Consider the following 5,270-nt stretch of genomic DNA (forward strand, 5'->3'; position numbering starts at 1 on the left):
CTTTAAACGAACCATAAGTCCCGGACCTAAACGGAAGTATTTCTTAGTAGGCTCTTCCATAAAATCATCACGCTCAATCCAAAGCTCCGAACTAAATGGAATGCTACGCACACCTTCACCTCCTTCAACTTCAGGATTATTTTCACCCTCAAGCAATTCTGTTTGGCCTTTCGGATAATTAGTGATGATTAATTTTACTGGATCAATAACTGCCATTCTTCTCCAAGCCGACTTATTTAAATCTTCACGGATGCAAAATTCTAATAAACCTAAGTCAATTTGATTTTCTCGGCGGGCAACTCCAATTCTCTCACTAAAATTACGAATAGATAAGGGTGTATATCCGCGGCGACGTAAACCACTAATGGTAGGCATGCGTGGATCATCCCAGCCAGTTACGTAATTTTCGTTAACCAGCTGAAGCAACTTACGCTTACTCATTACCGTATAATTGATATTTAAACGGGCAAACTCATATTGCTTGGAAGGAAAAATATTTAACTGTTGTATAAACCACTCATAAAGTGGGCGATGGGGAACAAATTCAAGCGTACAAATAGAATGGGTAATTTCCTCAATCGCATCCGATTGCCCATGAGCAAAGTCATACATCGGATAAATGCACCATTTATCGCCTGTACGGTGGTGGTGAGCATGTTTAATACGATACATCAATGGATCGCGAAGGTGCATATTTGGTGATGCTAAATCAATTTTAGCACGCAAAACCTTTGCACCATCTGGATATTTTCCATCCTTCATATCTTCAAAAAGCTGAAGATTCTCTTCAATGCTTCTGCTTCTATTAGGGGTTGGCTTGCCGGGTTCTGTTGGACTTCCCTTAGCAGCAGCAATTTCCTCCGCCGTGCTATCATCCACATAGGCTAAGCCCATTTTTATTAGTGCTACAGCAAAATCATAGAGCTGATCAAAATAATCAGATGAGTATAATTCCTTATCCCATTCAAAACCAAGCCATTTTATATCCTCTCTGATGCTATCCACATACTCCACATCTTCGGTAGTTGGGTTAGTATCATCAAATCTTAAATTGGTTTTTCCATTATATTTTTTGGCAATTCCGAAGTTTAAACAAATGGATTTAGCGTGGCCAATATGGAGGTAACCATTGGGCTCTGGAGGAAATCGCGTTAAAATACGACCACCATTTTTACCATTGCTAAGATCTTCTTCAATGATTTCTTCTAAAAAATTTAATGATCTTTCTTCGCTCATAATAGATTTTACAGGCAACAAAAATAGCAAAATTTAAGTTTAGATTTAAGAATTTAGGAATGTGGCGATTTAATGCATTGATATTTTAATTCAATTGGCAATGCAAATTTCTTCTTACTTTTACTTTGTATAAATTATGATGAAAAAATGAATCGTCCAATACGAATACTTGTTGCCAAAGTTGGCCTTGATGGCCATGATAGAGGAGCAAAAATCATTGCCACTTCACTAAGAGATGCGGGAATGGAAGTAATTTATACAGGCCTCAGACAAACACCTGAAATGGTGGTTAATACAGCTCTTCAGGAGGATGTAGATGCTATTGGAGTTTCCATTCTATCTGGTGCACACATGACAGTTTTTCCCAAAATTATGCAGTTTATGAAGGAAAAAGGTCTAAATGATGTTTTAGTAACTGGAGGTGGAATCATCCCGGAAAATGACATGAACCTACTCCATTCAATGGGGGTTGGAAAGCTTTTTCAACCTGGAACAAATACTCAAGAAATCGTTTCTTATATTAACAATTGGGTGAAAGAAAACCGAAACTTCTAAAATTCGGATAGCTAAAACCCTTTATTTAAACCAATTATATTATGGATTTAACCAACCTACTCGTAGAAATACGCGATCGCATTTTATACATTACCATTAATCGTGAAAGTAAATTAAACGCTTTAAATAAACTTACACTTGCCGAGCTTCATGATGTAATTACCCAATCTTTTCATGATGATGCTGTTGGAGGAATTATCATCACTGGTGCTGGTCCCAAAGCATTTGTTGCAGGTGCCGATATCTCCGAATTTTCTGATTTCAATTCGGATGAGGCAAGAGAACTTGCACGTGAGGGTCAAACCAAAGTATTTGATGTAATTCAGAACAGTGAAAAACCAATTATTGCAGCAATTAACGGCTTTGCACTTGGAGGAGGATTAGAACTTGCCATGGCCTGCCACATTCGAGTAGCTTCTTCAACAGCAAAAATGGGACTTCCAGAGGTCTCCTTAGGTTTAATACCTGGCTACGGTGGCACCCAACGATTAAGTCAGCTAATTGGAAGAGGAAGAGCCTTAGAAATGATCCTAACAGCAGATATGATCAAAGCGGATGAAGCCTACAGAACCGGTTTGGTTAATCATGTAGTTGAAGAAGATAAGCTAATCCCCAAAGCAGAAGAAATACTTAAGAAAATTATGAGTCGCTCACCCTTTGCCATAGGATCAGCCATACGAGCAGTAAATGCTGCCTTTATTGAAGGTGAAAATGGATTTGAAGCAGAAATTACTGAGTTTTCAAATTGCTTTGGTTCTGACGACTTTAAAGAAGGTGTTTCCGCATTTTTAGAAAAAAGACCTGCCGAATTTAAAGGAAAATAGTATTTCTATCTTTTTTCCTAGGCAAGAATCTTTGTTATAAGTGTAGAAAATATTTCCCAATTGTTAATAATATTTATAAATTCGACTGGGTTTAGTCTATCTCAAATTAAAGGCTAGGCTTTTACTATGAATAAAATATTAATAATTGACGATGAGGTAAACATCGGCATACTTCTTTCCAAGTTTTTAACAAGAAATGGATTTGAGGTTAGTACAAGCACTACAGGTACAAATGCCCTCGAATTAATGACTAAAGAGTCTTTTAACCTAGTTTTATGCGATTATAGGCTTGAAGATACCGATGGAAGAGAAATATTAAGAACAATTAAAAAAACCTATCCTAATACAGGAGTAATCATAATAACTGGATACTCAGATATCAAGCTTGCCGTAGAACTTATAAAAATGGGGGCTTATGATTATATCACCAAGCCTCTTTATCCAGATGAAATACTAAATACCATCAACAAGGCTATTGAAACACAAAGGCTTATTAATCAGGTCAATAGCTCGCCTCTTGAAACAGAAAAAGATGATAAGGCAGAGCTGGCTTTAATGCCCGAAGAATTTGTGGTTGGTAAAGGCATAGCATCGCAAGAACTCTTAAAACAAATAAAGCTTGTTGCCCCTACAAATTTTAGTGTGATTCTAAACGGGGATAGCGGAACAGGTAAGGAGTCTGTTGCTAAAAGCATTCACTTTAATAGTAAGCGTAAAGATATGCCTTTTATTGCTATGGACTGCGGTTCATTAACTAGAGACCTTGCGGGAAGTGAATTTTTTGGTCATGAAAAAGGCTCATTTACTGGCGCGCTTTATACCAAAATTGGTCACTTTGAAATGGCAAATGGCGGAACTTTGTTTTTGGATGAGGTTGGAAATTTATCCTATGAAATCCAAGCCGCACTTCTTAGAACTGTCCAAGAACGAAAAGTTAAACGCATTGGTAGCACAAGCGAAATAGCCCTTGATGTTCGCATTATTGTGGCAACAAATGAAAACCTGAGTGATGCCATTCAAAAGGGTAGGTTTAGAGAAGATCTTTTCCACCGCTTCAATGAGTTTAATATTGTTGTGCCTCCACTACGTGAAAGAGGCAAGGATATTCTAATTTTTGCAGAACATTTTCTAGAGCAGACCTGTGAGGAACTCAATAGAAAAGTGCCAGTCTTTTCAGTTGAGGTTAGCGAATGTTTATTAGGCTATAGCTGGCCAGGTAATGTTCGTGAACTTAAAAACGTGATCAGGCGTGCAGCATTATTAAGCGAGGGAAATGTAGTCCAGTTAAAGGCCTTACCACTCGAAATCTCTACTTTTTCGAAAGGTGCCGACCTAGAAAATACACTTGAAGCAAAAATTGCTAAGAACTCTAACAAGTACGACCTCAAAAATGCTGCTTTAGAGGCAGAATATGAAACCATCTTAGAAGTATTAAAAGAAGTTAACTTCAACAAAACAAAAGCTGCCAAAATTTTAAATATTGATAGAAAAACTCTCTACAATAAAATGAAATTAATAAATCTGGAATAAAACCGAAAAGCCTTAAAACCTAATCATTTATTTGTTGTTCTATTAATAGAATAAATTGAATAATAATCAGGAAGCGAACAATATTGGCTTGATTATTGGGTTAAAATCTTAGGATTACTAACTGCATATTACTATGAACATCAATCCCTAATTGCTTGTTTCATAAGTATTTGCTGAATTAATTATGCCTAAGGTTTATAATTTTAGATTGAGAGAGAACTAGTAAATTTTATAATTTTTAACCAAAAAGAAGATCATGAGCGATAACACAAAAGTTTTAGCAGCCTTGTTAGCAGGAGTAGCGGCAGGAGTAGCAATCGGAATTTTATTTGCCCCAGATAAGGGATCAGACACCCGAGATAAATTAACAGATTCTCTAAAAAATCTGGGAAATAGCATAAAAGATCGAGCAGCGGATGAAATAAATAATTTAAGTAATTTCAAAGAAAAAGTTGTGGATGGTATTAAATCAACCATAAAAACAGCAGAAAAGGGGTACTCAAAAACTCGTCACGACTTTGATTCTACTTTAGATAAAACAGAGGGAGATTTAAATTCGATAATAAAATCTTAAATTTAAATTCTTATGGAAGAAGAATTTGAACATCAAAAGCTTATTGAAAAGGTTAGCGACTACGTAAACGTTCGTAAAGAGCTAACACTACTCAAGACTGTTGATAAAGGATCGCAAATATTTGCCAATTTCTTAAGCGATATCCTCGTGCTGGTATTTGCAATCCTAGCATTCTTGTTTGGTAGCTTTGCTTTAAGTTTTTACCTATCCGAGATTTTAGGAAACTCATACAGTGGATTCCTCATTGTTGCTGGATTTTATTTGCTAGTGGCGATTATTCTAAATTCCATTAAAGACAAATACCTCGAGAAGAAGATTATGAATGTCATCATCGCAAAGTTTTTCAGAGATAGAAAATGAGAACTAAAATTCAAAACATAGACGATTTACGAGCGGAAATTGAGCGCTTAGGTCAGGTCCGTGTAGAAATGGAGACTGATCTAAAAATTGAGGTAGAAAAAATCACGACTAAAATCACGGCCCCATTCCTTCTTTTAAACAAGTTAAGTCAGTTTTTAGGCCTTAGTAAAGGAAAGGAAGAAGGTAAAGAT

7 protein-coding genes are annotated in these 5,270 nt (G+C 36.4%); 6 read left to right on the plus strand and 1 reads right to left on the minus strand.

Annotation, left to right across the window (positions count from 1 at the left end; translation table 11 throughout):
• Nucleotides 1–1,236, minus strand: a 1,236-nt coding sequence (gene glnS / locus ACIQ0D_RS11295; protein WP_395805666.1) for a glutamine--tRNA ligase, incomplete at its 3' end; no start/stop codon positions are given.
• 147 nt (nucleotides 1,237–1,383) lie between these two features.
• Between glnS and ACIQ0D_RS11300 the strand changes: the two genes are divergently transcribed.
• From ACIQ0D_RS11300 to ACIQ0D_RS11325, 6 genes are all read left to right on the plus strand, one after another.
• A complete protein-coding gene (locus ACIQ0D_RS11300) occupies nucleotides 1,384–1,791 on the plus strand; it encodes a cobalamin B12-binding domain-containing protein (RefSeq protein WP_395805668.1) in 408 nt (135 codons plus the stop codon).
• A 41-nt stretch (nucleotides 1,792–1,832) separates the two neighbouring features.
• On the plus strand, nucleotides 1,833–2,615 hold the full coding sequence (locus tag ACIQ0D_RS11305; RefSeq protein ID WP_395805670.1) for an enoyl-CoA hydratase/isomerase family protein: 783 nt from the start codon (nucleotides 1,833–1,835) through the stop codon (nucleotides 2,613–2,615).
• Between the two features lie 126 nt (nucleotides 2,616–2,741).
• Nucleotides 2,742–4,145 carry a sigma-54-dependent transcriptional regulator gene (locus tag ACIQ0D_RS11310; RefSeq protein WP_395805672.1) on the plus strand — a complete coding sequence of 468 codons (1,404 nt, stop codon included), beginning with the start codon at nucleotides 2,742–2,744 and terminating at the stop codon, nucleotides 4,143–4,145.
• Nucleotides 4,146–4,401: 256 nt separating this feature from the next.
• A complete protein-coding gene (locus ACIQ0D_RS11315) occupies nucleotides 4,402–4,719 on the plus strand; it encodes a YtxH domain-containing protein (RefSeq protein WP_395805674.1) in 318 nt (105 codons plus the stop codon).
• A 12-nt stretch (nucleotides 4,720–4,731) separates the two neighbouring features.
• Nucleotides 4,732–5,079: a phage holin family protein gene (locus ACIQ0D_RS11320; protein ID WP_395805676.1), complete on the plus strand. Its 348-nt coding sequence runs from the start codon at nucleotides 4,732–4,734 to the stop codon at nucleotides 5,077–5,079.
• The coding region (locus ACIQ0D_RS11325) for a hypothetical protein (RefSeq protein ID WP_395805678.1) at nucleotides 5,076–5,270 on the plus strand (195 nt) is incomplete at its 3' end. The genes ACIQ0D_RS11320 and ACIQ0D_RS11325, both read left to right, overlap by 4 nt.

The organism is Daejeonella sp. (assembly GCF_044342615.1).
In the GTDB taxonomy this organism is placed as follows: Bacteria; Bacteroidota; Bacteroidia; order Sphingobacteriales; family Sphingobacteriaceae; genus Daejeonella.